The following is an 18,481-nucleotide window of genomic DNA, read 5'->3' on the forward strand; positions in this document are numbered from 1 at the left end:
ATAGATTCGGTTGAGACAGATTTTTATGCAATTTTACCACTTCACCGCATTAAAATTTAATGCTTTTTTTATAAAATATACAAAAAGTAACAAAAAGCACTAGACAAAATGTCCTATATAAGGTAAAATGCATATATGTAATCAAGCGGCACATTTGAAGGTTGTGCAGATAGTATTGGGTATATTTTACGAATTGGGGGGATTTTTCATGAGAATATATCATGCTAAGGATTATGCAGATATGAGCAGAAAGGCTGCAAATATCGTATCGGCACAGGTGATTATGAAGCCTAATTGTGTATTGGGACTTGCTACGGGCTCTACACCTGTCGGATTGTATAAGCAGCTCGTTGAGTGGTTCAAGAAGGGGGATTTGGACTTCTCAGAGGTTATGACGGTGAATCTTGATGAGTACAAGGGATTAAGCCGTGAGAATGACCAGAGTTACTATTATTTTATGCATCAGCATCTGTTTGATCATGTGAATATTCCGATTGAGAATACGCATCTGCCAAATGGCATGGAACCGGATTCGGACAGGGAGTGCAAACGCTATACTGAGCTGATTCAGGCACTGGGGGGTGTCGATTTACAGCTTTTAGGTATAGGACACAATGGCCATATTGGATTTAATGAGCCGGGAGAGTCTTTTGACAAGCAGGTTCATTGTGTGAATCTGACAGAGTCAACTATAGAGGCCAATAAGAGATTTTTTGCATCGGCTGATGATGTTCCGAAGCAGGCTTATACAATGGGCATCAAGACCATCATGCAGGCTAAGAAGATTCTTATTATTGCAAGTGGTGAGGATAAGGCAGAGATTGTGCACAAGGCTTTATTTGGACCGATTACACCACAGGTGCCGGCTTCTGTATTGCAGCTGCACAATGATGTTACGCTTGTAGCGGATGAGGCTGCACTGAGCAGCCTGTAGATGTTTTTTAGTTGAGAAGGTGCATGTATATGATAATAAAAAATGCAAGGGTATTTACAGAGGATGGCAGCTTTATGCAAGGTGATGTTGTCGTTAAGGATGGCCGTTTTGACAGTGTTTTGGAGAGAACAGCTGACACGGACGCGGCTAATGACAGCACACAGCAGGAGATTATAGATGCATCAGGTCTTATCATGATTCCGGGACTTGTGGATATCCACTTTCACGGCTGCAGGGGAGCAGACATGTGTGACGGCACTGTGGAGGCGCTTGATGTGATTACATCATATGAGGCTTCTGTCGGAGTGACGAGTGTTTGTCCGGCAACGATGACCATACCGAGGGATGAACTCTTATGCGTTATGAAAAATGCTGGTGATTACACATATCACGGTGGAGCGCATCTGGTAGGAATCAACATGGAGGGGCCATTTATCAGTCCGTCAAAAAAGGGAGCGCAGGCAGCAGAAAATATTATGCATTGTGATTATGAATATTTTCGTCAGCTTCAGGATGCAGCCAATGGTCTGATTAAGCTTGTTGATATAGCTCCGGAGGAGCCGGGGGCGTTTGAATTTATAGATAAGGCAAAGGATGAGACTGTTATATCAATAGCACATACGGCAGCAGATTATGATACGGCAAAGGAAGCTATAGAGCATGGTGCAAGCCATGCCACACATCTGTACAATGCCATGCCGTCTCTTCACCATAGGAATCCGGGAGTTATCGGAGCTGTGAGGGATTCACAGAAATGTCATGTTGAGCTGATATGTGACGGAGTACATATTCATCCATCGGTTATCAGGGCAACATTTGCCATGTTTGGTGCAGAACGTATCATTTTAATCAGTGACAGCATGAGGGCTACAGGTCTTGAAGACGGCGAATATACACTTGGAGGGCAGCCGGTGACAGTAAGGGGCAACCTTGCCACACTTCATGACGGTACGATTGCAGGCTCTGCAACAAACCTGATGGACTGTATGCGTTTTGCGATAAATGAAGCCGGTATTTCGCTTGAGGAGGCAATTATGTGTGCGACAGCCAATCCGGCAAAAGAGATTAATATATTTGATGAAGCAGGAAGTATTTCTGTCGGTAAAAAAGCCGATTTTGTGCTTTTAAATAATGCATTGGATATTGTAAGTGTGTATATCGATGGAAAGGAGATAACATGTTAGGTTTTTTCAAGAATAAATCAAAGGAGATAATTATTTATTCTCCTTGCAAAGGAAAAGTGGTGCCGATCACAGAGGTTCCGGATCCTACATTTTCAGAAAAGATACTGGGAGATGGATTCGCAGTAATTCCGTCTGATGGCAAAATTTATGCACCGGCAGATGGTGAGATTACGGCAGTTTTCGATACACTGCATGCAATCACAATGGCGACCGATAAAGGAACCGAGATTCTGATTCATATCGGACTGGATACGGTGATTTTAAAGGGAGAGCCTTTTACAGCTCACATCTCGGCCGGAAGTCAGGTAAAAAAGGGTGATTTGATGATGGAAGCAGACATAGAAAAGATAAAGGCTGCCGGTTTCAATCCGATTACACCTATTTTGATTGGCAATACAGAGAAATACAATAAAATTACTTTGATTAAAGAGGGTGAAGCTGAGCCGGGGGATGAAGTGCTCAGTCTTTCGTAAGAAATATAACGAACTATATTGGAGTATCTCCAGTTTAGTATATATATATAATGTAAAGGAGGGGAAATCTATGAAATTTCTTCAAAAACTGGGTAAAGCTTTAATGCTTCCCGTAGCAGTACTTCCTATCTGTGGTATCCTCATGGGTATTGGATATTTTTTATGTCCTGCAACCATGCAGGGTGGTGACATCGAGGGAGTGCGTAATTTAATAGGTCTGTTTTTAGTTAAAGCAGGGGGCGCTTTGATTGACAACATGGCCATCCTTTTTGTAATCGGCGTTGGTGTCGGTATGTCGGAAAAGAACGACGGTACCGGCGGTATTGCAGCTTTAGCTTCATGGCTGATGATGACAACACTCCTGTCTACAGGCTTTGTTACAACAATCATGCCATCTATCGCTGACAGCGCTACAAAGACACTTGCATTCGACAAGATTGCAAACCCATTTATCGGTATCTTAGCCGGTATTATTGGTTCTTTGTGTTACAACAGATTTAAGGATACAAAGCTTCCTGATTGGCTGTCATTCTTCAGCGGCAAGCGTTGCGTAGCAATTATCGCAGGTGTTGTTTCAATCCTTGTATCTGTAGTATTACTGTTTGTATGGCCATTACTTTTCGGTGCTCTTGTAGCTATCGGTAAAGCAATCGTTGGTCTTGACGTGGTCGGCGCAGGTATCTATGCATTCCTGAATCGTTTGTTAATCCCTACAGGATTACACCACGCATTAAACAACGTATTCTGGTTCGATACTATCGGACTTGGAGATCTCTCTCATTTCTGGGCAGGCGAGACATCAAAGGATGTTTCATGGAGCCTCGGAATGTACATGTCAGGTTTCTTCCCATGTATGATGTTTGGTATTCCTGGTGCAGCACTTGCCATGGTTAAGTGTGCAAAGCCTGCTAAGAAAAAGGTTGCCATCGGTATCCTTGCTTCTGCAGCTATCTGTGCATTTATCTGTGGTGTTACAGAGCCTTTTGAGTTTGCATTTATGTTCCTTGCTCCTGGTCTCTATGTGATTTATGCTTTACTTTATGGTATTTTCACAATGATTACAGTAGCTCTTGGATTTAGAGCAGGCTTCTCATTCTCAGCTGGTGCGATGGATTTATTATTCTCATCTTCACTTCCGGCTGCAGCAAAGACATGGCTCATCATTCCTCTTGGAATCGCAGCTTTTATCGTATTCTACATTGTATTCTATTTCGCTATCAAGAAATGGGATCTTAAGACTCCTGGTAGAGAGGACGATGATGTTGAGGCAGAGAAGAAGGCAGTGCTTTCTAACAATGACTACACAGCTGTAGCAAAGACTATTCTTGAGGGCTGCGGTGGCAAAGACAATATTGCAAGCATTGACAACTGCATCACAAGACTCAGACTTGAGGTTAAGGATATCACTCAGGTTGATGACAAGAAGATTAAATCTGCAGGTGTTGCAGGAGTTATGAAGCCTGGCAAGAATTCTGTTCAGATCATTATCGGAACCAAGGTTCAGTTTGTTGCGGATGAGTTTTCTAAGCTTTGTGAGTAGATTTGTTCTGCAATATAGCAGTGTTGATTCACGATAGGTGATTCACATAATTTCATAATACATGATTTAAAGCCACACCGGGTGTTATGCCTGGGGTGGCTTTTTTTGAGTTCGGGCCGTAAGCTCCGACCGGTCGTGGTGCACACGGACTCTCGTGAGAGCGCATAGCGAAGCTGGTTAGATATTGTAGGATTATGCCCATGAAGAGCAGAAATGACTTGCCATGGAAGGCAAGTCAAGGAGAATCGCGCCATGGAAGGCGCGTTTCGACGGTTTCGTCAAGCTTAGAAAAACTCAAAGGCATAATCCGTACAGTATCTTAGCAGCGCAGCGTAGCGAAAACGAGAGTCCGTGTTCACCACGACCGGGCGGGGCTTACAGCCCTTACGCTGTGGTGGTAATCCGCCCAGGAGAGCTCTAACGTGTGAAAGCCCTGAACATGTTCAAATAGTGGGAAATGTATAGCTTTACAGCAAGGGTTGAAAAACAAACAAATGTTTGCTATAATAAATGGAGCGATGAAATAAAAGTATATTAGGTTTAGTAATTTAAGTATTCATTGAATTTATTGTAATTAGGGAAAATCCAATATCAATCGATTGATAGAAAGAGTGATTTTATATGAACATATGGCTAAAGTTAAGGAAAACAGCTGCAATTACACTATGTGAATTACTTGCAATTGCTACAATTTTTACAGGCTGTGCCTCCACTGATTTATCCGGCATGGAAGGTGCCGGGCATGCCGCAGGAGCTGTAGTGACAGGTGAGGATTCTTCCGGTGCTTTAGGCCGCACGGATAATGTGGATGGTGCAAAGGGCGGAAGTGACCCGTCGGAAGCTGATTCAGGTGCTAACGGTACAGTACAGGCGGATGCAGGGAAGCCGCAGGAAGATCTTGTAAACAACAATTCTTATGTTTCACTTGATGCGATTCCTGCATATGATGGCAAGGCATATGTGGCTGTCAACAATAATGAGCCTTTTTTTACGGACAGCGATATGACTACCACTGCTTTTGAAAATTATAGTGATTTGGATTCACTTGGCAGATGCGGTGTGGCTTATGCCAATATCTGCAAGGATATCATGCCGACTGAGGAGCGTGGCAAGATAGGCATGATAAAGCCATCAGGCTGGCATACGGTGAAGTATGATGTGATAAAGGACAGGTATTTATATAATCGCTGTCATCTTATTGGCTATCAGCTTGCCGGCGAGAATGCCAATCCGAAGAATCTTATTACCGGTACGAGATACCTGAATGTGGAGGGCATGCTGCCGTTTGAGAATCTGGTGGCGGATTATGTAAACAATACAGGAAATCATGTGCTTTACAGAGTGACTCCGATGTTCTCGGGCAGCAATCTAGTTGCAAACGGCGTTCTCATAGAGGCAAAGTCGGTTGAGGATAACGGTGGCGGCATACTTTTTAATGTCTATTGCTATAATGTGCAGCCCGGAGTCGGAATAAACTATGAGAATGGTGACAGCTGGCTGGATGGCACCACTCCGCAGAATGAAGGCTCGCAGAGCAGCGCTGGAAGCGGGGAAGGAGAATCCAGCTCTTCAGGCAGTACGACAGGAAGTGCATCATCAGGCTCAGACAGCTCAGCAGCAGAAAACAGCGCTGCAGATTCTTCAAACAGCGAGACGATGGTTCATATCACTGCAACGGGCAAGAAATATCACCGTGCGGGCTGTCGAACCTTGAAAAAGAGTGACACAGAGGTAACGCTTGATGAAGCAAAATCCATGGGCTTGTCTCCGTGCAGAATTTGCAATCCACCACAGTAGATGTGCATTTGCAATCCGCCACAGTATATGTGCATTAGCATTTGTAATTCACCGCAGTAGAAGCAAATTAGCATCTGAAATTTTCCACAGTAGACGAACCTTAGCATTTGTAACCCTTCACAGCAGATGCTCGTTACCTTTGCAGTACAACCAAGTTTATTGAAGAAACTAGGAAGAAACCGTGCAAATGAAAATATTGTCACAGAGTAAGGGATGCAAGCCACGGCACCGCCAGGGCGCACGCATATGCATTTGATTGAGCGAATAGCGAAGCCGCTTAGATACTGTAGGATTATGCACATGAAGCACAGAAATGACTTGCCATGGAGGGCAAGTCAAGGAGAACCGCGCCACGGAAGGCGCGTTTCGACGGTTTCGTCAAGCATAGAAGAATAAAAAGCATAATCCGTACAGTATCTTAGCGGCAAAGCGTAGCGAAAGCAAAGCATATGCGTGTGCCCTGGCGGTGCCGTGGCTTGCAGCCCGTATAATTGCCATAAACCCTTGACGATTGCAAAACCGAAAAGTATAATAGAATAGCTAATGAATTCAATATTTTAATATAGATGGAGGAAACCAAATGGCACTGAGCAAAAAGCCGGTCAACGGCATGAAGGATATATTACCTGCAGAGATGGAAATCCGTGATTATGTGACAAGCGTAATCAAGGATACATACAGAAGCTTCGGATTTACACCGATAGAGACACCATGCATGGAGAATATAGCAAATCTCACAAGCAAGCAGGGCGGAGAAAATGAGAAGCTGATCTTCAAGGTAATGAAGAGAGGCGAGAAGCTGAATCTGGAGACAGCAAAGGAAGAGTCGGATGTAGTAGACTTTGGAATGCGCTACGACCTTACAGTGCCACTTTCAAGATATTATTCAAACAATGCCAACAACCTGCCATCGCCGTTTAAGGCACTTCAGATGGGCAGTGTGTGGAGAGCAGACAGACCTCAGAGAGGCCGCTACAGACAGTTTACACAGTGTGATATAGATATACTCGGAGAGCCAAGCAATCTGGCAGAGATAGAGCTGATTACAGCAACCACTACCACAATCGGCAGACTCGGCTTCGAGAACTTTGAGATAAGAATCAACGAGAGAAGAATCCTAAAGGCAATGGCTGCTTACAGTGGTTTCGCTGAGGCGGATTACGACAGCGTATTTATCACACTCGATAAGATGGACAAGATAGGAGAGGAAGGCGTTGCAAGTGAGCTTGCACAGGGTGGCTACCCACAGGAAAATATTGACAAATATCTTGATTTGTTCAAGCTTTTGGAGCAGACAAGGGATGTCACTGAGGGTGTAAATATACTTTCAGAAAAGCTCGGTGAATATTTAGACGAAGAAGTGGTTACGAATATGACAGAGATAGCTACTGCTGTCAATGCCACAAAGGGAGCAAAGTTTGAGCTCGTATTTGACCCTACACTTGTTCGTGGAATGAGCTACTACACAGGAACTATTTTTGAGATATCAATGCCTGAGCTTGGCGCAGCCTGTGGCGGTGGCGGACGATATGACAAGATGATTGGAAAGTTCACCGGAAATGATGTACCTGCCTGTGGTTTTTCAATCGGTTTTGAGAGAATTATCCTGCTTCTCATGGAGAGCGGCTTCAAGATTCCTGAGAGTCCAAAGAAGGTGGCTTATCTGGTTGAGAAGAAATATCCGGCAGACAAGCTTGTTGATGTCATGAACCAGGCAAAAGACGCAAGAGCAAACGGACAGCAGGTGCTTGTTGTGCGCATGAACAAGAACAAGAAATTCCAGAAGGAGCAGCTTATGAAAGAGGGCTACGAGGAGTTTGTTGAGTTCTTTAACAGATAGGAATCTGATAAGCAGTAGATTAGCTGTGTAGTAGCGGTACCAAACAGTTATTAGAATAAATATATAGTAGAAATATAAGGAGTATAAAATGGCAGAATCAATGCAGGGCTTACATAGAAGCCATAGATGTACAGAGGTATCAAATGCCAATATCGGTGAGAAGGTCACCGTGATGGGCTGGGTACAGAAGAGAAGAAATTTAGGAAGTCTCATTTTCATAGATTTAAGAGACAGAAGCGGAATACTTCAGATAGTATTCGGTGAGGAAAATGTAGGTGCAGATGGTTTTGAAAAGGCAGGCACCTTGAGAAGTGAGTTCGTCATTGCAGTTGAGGGAACTGTCCAGAAGAGAACAGCTGCTGTCAATGAGAATTTAAAGACAGGTGATATCGAGGTTATCGCTACATCAATCAGAGTGCTTTCAGAGGCACAGACACCTCCATTCCAGATTGAGGAGAATTCAAAGACCAGCGAGGACATCAGACTTAAATACCGTTATCTGGATCTTCGCCGTCCTGATATCCAGAGAAATCTCATGCTCAGAAGCAATGTGCTTCGAGTGATGCGTGACTTTATGGCAAACGAGGGCTTTTTGGAGATAGAGACACCAATCCTTTGCAAGTCTACACCGGAGGGAGCCAGAGATTATCTCGTGCCAAGCCGTATACACCACGGACATTTTTATGCGCTTCCACAGTCACCACAGCTCTTTAAGCAGCTTCTGATGGCTTCAGGCTATGACAGATATTTCCAGATTGCACGATGCTTCCGTGATGAGGATTTGCGTGCAGACAGACAGCCTGAGTTTACACAGGCAGATATGGAGCTTTCATTTGTAGATATCGATGATGTAATCGAGGTAAATGAGAGACTGTTAAAGCACCTTTTTAAAGAGGTCATAAATGTGGATGTTGAGATTCCGTTTAAGCGTATGCCTTGGCAGGAGGCTATGGACAGATTTGGTTCTGACAAGCCTGATACACGCTTTGGTATGGAGCTTTGCGATGTTTCTGATGTGGTAAAGGACTGTGGCTTTGGAGTATTCACAGGAGCTCTTGAAAACGGTGGCTCTGTCCGCGGTATCAATGTAGAGGGACAGGCAAAGATGCCTCGTAAGAAGATTGACAAGCTTGTAGAGCATGCAAAGGGTTGTGGAGCAAAGGGACTTGCTTATCTGTGCATCAATGAGGACGGCACATACAAGTCATCATTTGCCAAGTTTATGACAGAAGCTGAGCTTGATGCACTTGTTGCAAAGATGAACGGAAAGCCGGGAGATTTACTCCTTTTCGCAGCTGACAAGAATAAAATCGTATGGAATGTACTTGGAGCGCTTCGTCTCATGCTCGGAGCCGAGCTTGGCCTGATTGATGAGAACAAGTACAATTTCCTCTGGGTAACAGAGTTCCCACTCCTTGAGTGGTCTGATGAGGAAAACAGATTTATGGCAATGCATCATCCATTCACTATGCCTATGGAGGAGGATTGGGACAAGATAGACTCAGATCCGGGCGCAGTTCGTGCAAAGGCATATGATATCGTACTCAATGGTACAGAGCTCGGTGGAGGCTCAGTGCGTATCCATCAGGATGACATCCAGGAGAAGATGTTTGAGGTGCTTGGTTTCACAAAGGAGCGTGCACATGAGCAGTTTGGATTCCTGCTTGATGCATTCTCATATGGTGTACCGCCACACGCAGGACTTGCCTTCGGTGTTGACCGTATCTGCATGCATATGCTACATACAGACAATATCAAGGAGGTTATTGCATTCCCTAAGGTAAAGGACGCTTCGGACCTCATGTCAGAGGCACCCGGAACTGTAGATCCAAAGCAGCTTGAGGAGCTTGGAATAGCTATAGCTGCAGAGGAAGATGAGGAATAACACTATAATATGAATTTGAAAAAAAATATTTTCAATGCGATTACCATAATACTGCTCGCCGCACTTATTGCGGGGGCAGTATTGCTTAATAACAGGATAAAAAAGCTTGAGACACAGATGTCATACACCTCAGACAACACATCGGTGATACTTTCCGATGTGCAGACCATGCAGGATGATATCAAGTCCACTCTTGAGGAGGAGGCCAGCCTCATAACAGACTGGGACATTTCTTTAAAAAGTGCAGACTTTACTGATATGACATACACAGTCTCTGTCTCGGTGGTGCCAAAGGAGTACACAGAGGATACAAAAACCAGTGTATTTTTCGGTACAAACGAGATACCGCTCGAGCTAAACGGCATCAAGTATACGGGCGAGGCCACACTTCCATTGTCTGAGGACTATGCAGGCAATGTGACATTTCTGTTTGTTGACGGAAATAAGAGAAGCACAGAGGTGCTCGATGAGTTTAAAGGTGTGACATCAGTGTTCAAAAATGTAGCATCCGGCATACTTGTCGATAAACCAACCTTTGACAATGGCAGCATAAAGCTTGGCACAGATGTAGATGTAGCAGTCATGGGAAATGATTACTTTGACTTTAACAGTGTGCAGCTCGTGGTCGCAAGCTCAGATATAGAGCTAAAGACATACGATATCCGACAGCTGTTGGCAGAAAACGGCACAGACAGTGCAGATTCTGCAGATACAGACTCCATCACATCAGCCTTAAGCCGGAAGGATGATGCCCAAAAAGATGGTTCAAAGAATAACACGGAAAATGATACCTCAGATGCCTCAAAAGAGGACGACGGTAAGCTCCATAGCCTCGAAGGCACAGTCAAAATCGAAGACTTAATCCCTGTCACAGCCGCAAGCAATATCAAAATATATGTCAAAGCAGTATCGGCACAGGGCTACACCTTCACATATGACCTGTTCGATGGTACCGTAAATCAGGACATCACAGACTTTGAAACCATAGCCGACATAACCAGCGGAGACTACACAGTAACCGACAAGGCCGGCAGCAAATATGAACCATAAGAATATGATATAAAATAAAGCTCATTTCGCATAAGTGAAATGAGCTTTAAATTTAAAAAGTAAAAAGTGCCGGACAAAATTTCACGCCAGTGAAATAAGTCCGGCACTGCCAGAATGCAAGGTAGCAAAGCGCCTCGCTCGTAAACCTGAATTAGCCGGAGAGTACACAGTGTGTTCCGAAGGAAAATGTGAACTGCCGCGGAGTTCCATAAAGTAAAGAAGAAAGAAAATGTAAATAAAATCGTAACCTGTCCGGACAAACAACCGCGGCTGACTTCACATTTTTCTGAGGAATATACTGTGTGCTATGCCGGCAGCCTCACAACCTAAAAAGCGAGGCGCCCACCACCAATCATTTGATGAGCTGCGCCTCACCCTTCTTTTTTGCTGAGTGGCAGCGTAAATATAAACTCAGTTCCCACACCCTCAGTGCTTATCACATTTATATTCTCACCATGCGCCTGCACGATTTCTTTAACTATAGACAGGCCAAGTCCCGTACCGCGCTTATCCTTTCCGCGGGATAAATCACTCTTGTAGAAGCGTTCCCAGATCTTTGAAAGGCTGTCCTTTGGTATACCGATACCGTGATCCTTTACTGATATAAACACCTTTTCATTTCTGATACTCGTCTCAATCTTGATACTCGAATCATTATTTGAAAACTTCACAGCGTTGTCTATCAGGTTGTAAAGAATCTGCTGGATTTTGACCATATCACCGCGCACGAAAAGCTCTTTTCCGGTGAGCAGCAGGTCAAAGCTTAAGCCCTTTTCACTGCATTTACCCTCGAAGGTGAGGATTGTCGTGCGGATCATTGTATTGATGTCAAAATCAGCAATATCCAGGTGTATGCCGTGATGACCGAACTGGTTCAGATCAATAAGACTCTTGGTGAGCTTATTAAGCCTCTCGGTCTCAAAAAGGATGATGTTTAAGTATTTATCCTGCATCTCAACAGGGATGGTTCCGTCCAGCATAGCCTCCACGTAGCCCTTTATCGAGGTAAGAGGGGAGCGGAAGTCGTGTGACACGTTGGATACAAACTTGCGCTGATCCTCCTCAAGCATATCAAGCTCCGTTGCCATGTAGTTTAGTGTGTTTGCCAGATAGCCGATTTCGTCATTGGAATGTACATCAATCTGGGCCGTGAAATCGCCCTTTGCATACTTCTTTGCGGTCTTTGTGATTCGTGTGATTGGCCGGTAAATGGAGCGGCTCAGCATGACAAGCAGAATAAATGCCACTGCAAAAATGAGCGCTACAGTATAAAAGGAGATATTCATAAAACCGTTTACACCTGCCGTGATATGGCTCATTGTCTTGTGAATGACTATGTAGCCGATATTCTGGTACGAGACATTTACCGGGGAAAATACGGACAGCATCTTATGCTTGAAGGAGCCGTAAAAATCTCCAATCATATAGTTGTCGCTGCCAAAATCGGTGACATCAAAGCCATTTATCACTACAGGCTTAGAACTGTCATTTTGGATATCAATGCCTATTGACGGATCATCTGAGTCCATGAGCAGCTCACCGTCAGGGCTGACCACCCATACCTCGGCATCCATATAGTCGGCTACAATTTTCATGTGATTCTGGAAATCGCTAAGCGACATGGATGAGCCAAAGTATTTGTCGGCGTAATCACCTGCAATGATGGATGCTTCCCTGTAGAGATTGGAAGCCTCCTGCTTTTCAATATAGTCTGTGGTGAGATGCTGTGTAAAGGTGCATATAATGAAAAAAGCGATGACACCGTAAATCAGATAGCTGATTAACAGCTTAGTGTAGATGGTATGCTTCATTATTTATTTTACCTCAAACTTGTATCCGATGCCCCAGACAGTTGCGATGCGCCAGGTTGGCTTGTCCTTGATTTTCTCGCGGAGACGCTTTACATGCACATCGACAGTGCGGGTGTCGCCGACATATTCATAGCCCCATATGTTGTCCAGAAGCTGCTCCCTTGTAAACACCTGATTTGGAGATGAGGCAAGAAAATATAAAAGCTCAAGTTCCTTTGGCGGCATATCAATCTGCTGTCCGTCATAAGTGACAGAGTAGTTGGATAGATTTACAATAAGCCCCGGGTACTCCACACACTTGATATTTACGGAAGCATAGGCCTCCGGCTTTGCAGGCTGGAAGCGTCTGAGCACGGCCTTGACTCTTGCCACAAGCTCCTTTGAGTCAAAGGGCTTGAGTATATAGTCGTCGGCGCCAAGCTCCAGGCCTAACACCTTGTCAAATACCTCGCCCTTTGCGGAGAGCATGATAATCGGCACATCGGACTTTGCACGTATCTCACGGCATACCTGATAGCCGTCTATGCCCGGAAGCATGAGGTCCAAAAGAAGCATGTTTGGCTTGTAGTGCTCAAACGCGATAAGCGCCTGCTCACCGTCATTTACGATTTTGGTGTCATAGCATTCCTTGGTCAGATATAGAGATATAAGCTCTGCTATATTGTTGTCGTCGTCTACTATCAGTATTTTCTGTTTAACAGCCATTTCTAATCTCCTTCTTAAAAATTATTTATATTCCGTAAAAGTAAATTGTCGTTATTTAAAGGTTGCGATGGTTACTCCGGCATCGCCTTCACCAAACTCACCGAGATGGTATTCCGCAATAGTTTTTGTCCTCTTAAGGAGTCCATGCACAGCCTTTCGCAGTGCACCGGTGCCTTTTCCGTGGACAATGCGCACTGATGAAAGATGAGCGATATATGCGTCGTCTAAGTATTTATCTAAGAGAGCAAGTGCCTCATCCGTGGTCTTTCCAATCAGGTTGATTTCTGATGAAACTGACAGCGATTTGCTCATCTTTATCTTGCTTCCGCTGCCGCCGTACTTCTTGGCAGGAGAGACATCGTCGTTTAAGAGCACGAGGTCATTAATATTAACCAGCGAGCGCAGTATACCCATCTGCACATACAAATCGCCCTTGGCGTTTGGCAGAGTGTGGACAGTTCCCTTCAGATTGAGGGAGAGCACAAGCACAGAATCACCGATGCGCAGCTTCTTAGGCGCCTTGTGATTTGCCTTGGCAGTGTTTTTCTTGATGTCTGACAGCTTCTTTTCCTTGTCATTCATCTTGTCACGAAGGGCAGAGCGCTCTTTTTCCATCTGACTCATAGGAGCCTGCCCCTGTCCGTATTTGTTGAAATTGCGGATGGTTTTGTCGGCAAGTTCCTTTGCATCCTGCAGTATCTTGTAGGCTTCCTCATTTGCCTCGCGTAAAATCTTGTCTTTGCTCTTGTCTATGCGCTCATTTTTCTCTTCGAGCTGTTTCTTGAGTTTTTCAATCTCGGCCTTGTAGCTGTTGATTTCAAGCTGTTCCTTTTCGATAGTTTGTCGCTGTGACTCGAGGCTTGCGATCAGATCCTCAAAATCAAGGTCGTTATCATTAATTCTGCTTTTTGCATCCTCGATGATGTTTTCGTCCAGACCAAGCTTTGATGAGATTGCAAATGCGTTACTCTTGCCCGGAATACCGATTAACAGGCGGTAGGTAGGGCTTAAAGTCTCCACATTGAACTCACAGCAGGCATTTTCCACACCTTCTGTGGAAAGCGCATATACCTTCAGCTCACTGTAGTGTGTAGTGGCCATGGTGATGGCGCCATACCGGTGCAGTCTGTTTAAAATTGAGATGGCAAGCGCCGCACCCTCTGTCGGGTCGGTTCCCGAGCAGAGCTCATCGAACAGGCAAAGGCTTCTGTCATCGGCTTTTTCAAGAATTTTTACGATATTGGTCATGTGAGACGAGAAGGTACTGAGACTTTGCTCAATACTCTGCTCATCGCCTATATCCGCAAAGACATCCTCAAAGATGGCGAGCTTTGACCTGTCAGCCGCAGGAATGTGAAGACCTGCCTGACCCATGAGAGTCAAAAGTCCGACAGTCTTTAGTGAAACCGTTTTACCGCCGGTATTTGGTCCGGTGATGATGAGCTGCTTATATTCCTCGCCAAGCCGTACATCTATAGGGACCACATTTTTAGCATCCAAAAGCGGATGACGGCCCTTTCTGATATTGATATGCCCCTCGGTGTTGAACTCAGGTGCCACACCGTTATATGATTTAGCCAGATTTGCCTTTGCAAAAATAAAGTCAAGCTCTGAAAGAATCTCATAGTCCTGCTCCAAAGCAGCCGCATTCATGGCAACCTTGTCGCTGAGCGCTGCAAGGATTTTTTCAATCTCCTCCTGCTCCTTTATGAAAAGCTCCTTGAGCTCATTATTCAAATTGACGACAGCCATCGGCTCGATAAAAAGGGTAGAGCCGGTAGATGACTGGTCGTGCATCATGCCGGGTACATTGCCCTTAGCCTCAGCCTTTACAGGCAGACAATATCTGCCGTCGCGCATGGTCACAACCGCATCCTGCAGATATGTCCTCGTTGTGCTGTCGTTCATGAGCTTGGTGAGCTGCGCATGGATTCTGTCGTTCATGCCGCGTATGCTCTTTCTTATCTTAAAAAGCTCAGGACTTGCATCATCGGCAATCTCTTCCTCAGATAAAATGCACCTCTTAATCTCATCACAGAGCGCAGAAACCGGTTCAATTCCTGCAAACAGACCGGAGAGAGAATCCTGCTTCTCATTGTCCATGCCGCTTTTGCCATAAGCCTTCACGCGCTTTGCAACCTCCAAAAGACTGCAGATGCGAAGAAGCTCGGTCGTATTCAGAGCACCACCGATATCAAGCCTCTTTAGGGAAGCATGCACATTGTGTATGCCGACGAAGGACACTCCGCTGTCCTTGTACAGGCGGCTTAGTGCATCGGCAGTGGTGGTCTGCAGATGTCTGATTTCGTATAAATCGGTGATAGGCTCAAGCGAAAGACACCTTTTCTTTGTCTCATCACATGCTGCGTAGCTGCTTAGCATGGTGAGGATTTTGTTATATTCCAATGTTTTGTAAACTTTTTTATTCATTTCTATATCCTTATATTGCTGTATCAGATATTTATTGAAAATATCTTAAATAGATGGTTGAGGTTTAAACTCATATTAACACATTATAGCCGAAAATTGTTAAAAAAACCACATTAAATTATATCTAAATGTAAAGGGATGTTATTGGTCTTTAAAGGACACTTTTTGTATGAAAAGAAATTTACGATATATTGGAGCATATTCGGTTAAACGAGCCAAAAAAGTAAGGGCTTGCGACATGGATGCCGGGGCAAGGAGCTATCGAGCCATGGAAGGCGTGTAGCGACGGTTTCGTCATGTATAGAAAAAGTAAATGCATAATCCATACAGAATCTTAGCCACGCAGCGTAGCACCGGTGGGAGCAGTACAGCAGTCAGGCGGGTACATGCCGCAAGCCCGTACTCAAAGCCCGTACTCAAAGCCCGTACTCAAAGCCCGTACTCAAAGCCCGTACTCAAAAAATATGGTTGCAACGCAATATAATTCAGAATATAATGTAAGATAGTAACTAAAGACATCTAATCAGGGTGACAATATGGAGCAATTTATCAGAGAAAAGATAAAGGATAAACCGCTGAATAAAAAAAGACTTGCAAAAAAAGCAGGCACAGCAGCACTCTGCGGAGTGGCATTTGCAGTGGCTGCAAGCATTGTTTTTGCTATATTTCTGCCGGTTATCAACAGACAATCAAAAAAAGCTTCAGATGGAAAAAATAATAATGATGTGCAGACAGCCACACAGCAGTCAGGCATAGATGACAGCAGTGATGCATATAGTGAAAATGGTACACAAAGCACAGAGTCCGGCACCTCTTCGGAGCCGTCTTCGCAGACCTATCAGCCTACACTCGCAGATTATCAGGCAGTGCAGAACCAGCTTTACAGAGTGGGAGCCACAGCTACGAAATTTGTAGTAGGAGTCACGGGTGTGACAGATGCCACTGATATTTTCAACAATTCCTATGAGACCGAGGGTCAGGGATTGGGAGTGATACTGAGGGACAATGGAAAGCAGCTAATCATTCTGACAGAGAAAAATGTAGTGGATAAGGCGGATAAGCTTAGTGTAACCTTTGTAAACGACATGATGGCTGATGCTGCGCTGGTCAAGTATGACAGCAATACAGGTATAGCAATTATTTCCGTGGATAAGTCACTTCTGGACGACGCCACAACAGGGGCTATAGCGGTTGCGGAGCTTGGTAATTCAAATATTGTTTCAAGAGGAGCATCTGTCATTGCGCTTGAGGCAAACTATGCCATTCTCACAGGTCTTGTAACGTCAACAACCAATGAGCTGTCGGCGCAGGACAACAATTACTCGGTGCTCACCACAGATATCGCAAGCAACAAGTTGCAGAGCGGTATACTGATTAATACAGATGGTCAGGTCATAGGGCTTTCGCTGCAGGATTTCAATCCGGCGGAGGAAAACAATACGCTCACGGCTGTCAGCATAAGCGACCTGTCACCTGTCATTGAAAAGCTCGAGAGCGGCGCAGATGTGCCGTACATAGGCATCACCTGTACTACAGTTACAGAAAAAATAGCAAACAGATATAACATCCCAAAGGGTGTTTATATAAAGCAGGTTACCATGGATTCACCGGCATTTGTCTCGGGGCTTCAAAGCGGAGATGTGATAGTTGCGGTAAACAATACAGAGGTGTCGAATGTGTCCGCGTACAACACACAGCTTATGCAGCAAAAGCCTGAGGATACCTGCAATCTGAAAGTAAAGAGAAAAGGAAGCAACGGCTACACGGAGATTACCTGTCAGGTGAAAATCGGAGTGATGAATTAGCCGAAATAGGAGGATATATGAAGTATATTTCAACTCTCCGCGAGGGAGAGAGAATCAATGAGATTTTTTTATGCAAGGGCAAGCAGACAGCCATGACCAAAAGCGGAAAGCCTTATGACAATGTTATCCTGCAGGATAAGACAGGCACGCTGGATGCCAAGATATGGGATGTTGGCTCAGTAGGCATTGAGGAATTTGATGCAATGGATTACATAGCCATAACCGGTGATATCACAAGCTTTCAGGGCAATTTGCAGTGTTCCATAAAGCGTGCGAGAAAGGTAAACGAGGGGGAATATGACCCTGCGGATTATCTGCCGGTCAGCGATAAGGATGTCGAGGTCATGTATAAGGAACTCATGGGCTTTATCGGCTCTGTAAAGAATCAATACCTGTCACAGCTCTTACATAGCTTTTTTGACAATAAGGAGTTTGAGCGCCGTTTCAAGTTCCATTCAGCCGCAAAGAGCGTGCACCACGGCTTTGTAGGAGGTCTTTTGGAGCATACACTCGGTGTGACGAAGAACTGTGATTATTTTGCAAAAATGTATCCGATTTTAAACCGTGACCTGCTTCTTACGGCAGCTATTTTCCATGATATCGGAAAATTAAAGGAGCTTTCTACTTTCCCGGAGAATGACTATACAGACGCTGGTCAGCTCCTCGGACATATCATGATTGGTGCAGAGTGGGTAGGCGATGCGATTAAGAGCATCGACGGCTTCCCGGTAGTGCTCGCAAACGAGCTGAAGCACTGCATACTTGCCCACCACGGCGAGCTTGAGTTTGGCTCTCCGAAAAAGCCGGCACTTGTCGAGGCACTTGCACTTAGCTTTGCAGACAACATAGATGCCAAGATGGAGACCTTCAGGGAGCTGCTTGTAAATGTGCCTGAAAACGATACAAAGTGGCAGGGCTACAACAGATTTATGGAGACAAATTTCCGCAGAACAAGTGTGTAAAAAGCGGACAAGATTAATCATAAATGAGGGGCAAAATACCTTTTGACCCTCATATCATTATATAT

General features: G+C 44.7%; 13 protein-coding genes. 10 read left to right on the forward strand and 3 right to left on the reverse strand.

All coding sequences use genetic code 11. From position 1 onward, the window contains the following. The first annotated feature begins 208 nt into the window (after positions 1 to 208). From nagB to ACTQ1L_RS06850, 8 genes are all read left to right on the forward strand, one after another. Complete coding sequence (gene nagB / locus ACTQ1L_RS06815; protein WP_441366168.1) at positions 209 to 934, forward strand: glucosamine-6-phosphate deaminase; 726 nt, start codon at positions 209 to 211, stop codon at positions 932 to 934. Positions 935 to 963: 29 nt separating this feature from the next. Beyond that, positions 964 to 2,118, forward strand: coding sequence for an N-acetylglucosamine-6-phosphate deacetylase (gene nagA / locus ACTQ1L_RS06820; protein ID WP_441366169.1), 1,155 nt, complete (start codon positions 964 to 966; stop codon positions 2,116 to 2,118). Continuing rightward, positions 2,112 to 2,591: a PTS sugar transporter subunit IIA gene (locus ACTQ1L_RS06825; protein ID WP_441366171.1), complete on the forward strand. Its 480-nt coding sequence runs from the start codon at positions 2,112 to 2,114 to the stop codon at positions 2,589 to 2,591. The genes nagA and ACTQ1L_RS06825 overlap by 7 nt, the downstream gene beginning before the upstream one ends. A 70-nt stretch (positions 2,592 to 2,661) precedes the next feature. After that, the gene (locus ACTQ1L_RS06830) at positions 2,662 to 4,131 is read left to right on the forward strand and encodes a PTS transporter subunit EIIC (RefSeq protein WP_321110240.1); all 1,470 of its coding nucleotides are present in this window, start codon (positions 2,662 to 2,664) and stop codon (positions 4,129 to 4,131) included. A 621-nt stretch (positions 4,132 to 4,752) separates the two neighbouring features. Then, a complete protein-coding gene (locus tag ACTQ1L_RS06835; RefSeq protein WP_441366173.1) occupies positions 4,753 to 5,928 on the forward strand; it encodes a DNA/RNA non-specific endonuclease in 1,176 nt (391 codons plus the stop codon). A gap of 580 nt (positions 5,929 to 6,508) precedes the next feature. Beyond that, positions 6,509 to 7,768, forward strand: coding sequence for a histidine--tRNA ligase (gene hisS / locus ACTQ1L_RS06840; RefSeq protein WP_441366175.1), 1,260 nt, complete (start codon positions 6,509 to 6,511; stop codon positions 7,766 to 7,768). A gap of 88 nt (positions 7,769 to 7,856) precedes the next feature. Next, positions 7,857 to 9,653: an aspartate--tRNA ligase gene (gene aspS / locus ACTQ1L_RS06845; protein ID WP_441366177.1), complete on the forward strand. Its 1,797-nt coding sequence runs from the start codon at positions 7,857 to 7,859 to the stop codon at positions 9,651 to 9,653. 9 nt (positions 9,654 to 9,662) lie between these two features. Then, positions 9,663 to 10,703: a hypothetical protein gene (locus ACTQ1L_RS06850; protein ID WP_441366178.1), complete on the forward strand. Its 1,041-nt coding sequence runs from the start codon at positions 9,663 to 9,665 to the stop codon at positions 10,701 to 10,703. 371 nt (positions 10,704 to 11,074) lie between these two features. On the opposite strand, the gene ACTQ1L_RS06855 is transcribed toward ACTQ1L_RS06850, so the two are convergent. The 3 genes from ACTQ1L_RS06855 to ACTQ1L_RS06865 are packed head-to-tail and all read right to left on the reverse strand — an operon-like array spanning position 11,075 to position 15,649. Then, a complete protein-coding gene (locus tag ACTQ1L_RS06855; RefSeq protein ID WP_441366180.1) occupies positions 11,075 to 12,514 on the reverse strand; it encodes a HAMP domain-containing sensor histidine kinase in 1,440 nt (479 codons plus the stop codon). A 3-nt stretch (positions 12,515 to 12,517) separates the two neighbouring features. After that, positions 12,518 to 13,219: a response regulator transcription factor gene (locus tag ACTQ1L_RS06860; protein WP_321111948.1), complete on the reverse strand. Its 702-nt coding sequence runs from the start codon at positions 13,217 to 13,219 to the stop codon at positions 12,518 to 12,520. A 51-nt stretch (positions 13,220 to 13,270) separates the two neighbouring features. Further along, complete coding sequence (locus tag ACTQ1L_RS06865) at positions 13,271 to 15,649, reverse strand: endonuclease MutS2 (protein WP_441366182.1); 2,379 nt, start codon at positions 15,647 to 15,649, stop codon at positions 13,271 to 13,273. A 536-nt stretch (positions 15,650 to 16,185) separates the two neighbouring features. On the opposite strand from ACTQ1L_RS06865, the gene ACTQ1L_RS06870 reads away from it, so the two are divergent. Continuing rightward, on the forward strand, positions 16,186 to 17,454 hold the full coding sequence (locus ACTQ1L_RS06870) for a S1C family serine protease (protein WP_441366184.1): 1,269 nt from the start codon (positions 16,186 to 16,188) through the stop codon (positions 17,452 to 17,454). 17 nt (positions 17,455 to 17,471) lie between these two features. Then, positions 17,472 to 18,416, forward strand: a complete 945-nt coding sequence (locus ACTQ1L_RS06875; RefSeq protein WP_441366186.1) for a 3'-5' exoribonuclease YhaM family protein — start codon at positions 17,472 to 17,474, stop codon at positions 18,414 to 18,416. Positions 18,417 to 18,481: the final 65 nt, after the last annotated feature.

Origin of the sequence: Agathobacter sp. LCP21S3_B2 (genome assembly GCF_052118705.1) — a bacterium.
Lineage (GTDB): Bacteria > Bacillota > Clostridia > Lachnospirales > Lachnospiraceae > Roseburia.